Below are 417 nucleotides of genomic sequence, written 5' to 3' on the forward strand. Positions count from 1 at the left end.
GGACGCCGGCGAAAGGAACTGGTGCAGCAGGTAGCCGTTGGCGGAATGCACCTCGACCCCGTCGAGTCCGGCGGCGATCGCACGGCGGGCGGCGAGCACGAACTCGTCGCGCACGATCTCCAGCTCCGCGCCGTCGAGGGCGTGCGGCACGGGATAGGGCTTCTTGGATCCGCCGGGCACCCGCACCTCGCCCTCGATGGCGATCGCCGACGGCGCCACGATGCGCGCCGTTCCGGTGATCTCCGGGTGCGAGACGCGGCCGCCGTTCATGAGCTGGGCGAACACGTGTCCGCCGGCGGCGTGCACCGCGTCGGCGACGAGCGCCCAGCCGGCCGCCTGCTCCTCGGAGGCGATGCCGGGCTGCCCGGGGTACGCCTTCGACTCGGCACTCGGGAAGGTGCCCTCGGTGATGAGCAG

General features: G+C 72.9%; 1 pseudogene. It reads right to left on the reverse strand.

The features are described from left to right. A pseudogene (locus ASG00_RS17015) lies at positions 1-417 on the reverse strand (oxidoreductase); the annotation flags it as partial.

This window comes from Microbacterium sp. Leaf351 (assembly GCF_001423825.1).
Taxonomy (GTDB): domain Bacteria; phylum Actinomycetota; class Actinomycetes; order Actinomycetales; family Microbacteriaceae; genus Microbacterium; species Microbacterium ginsengisoli.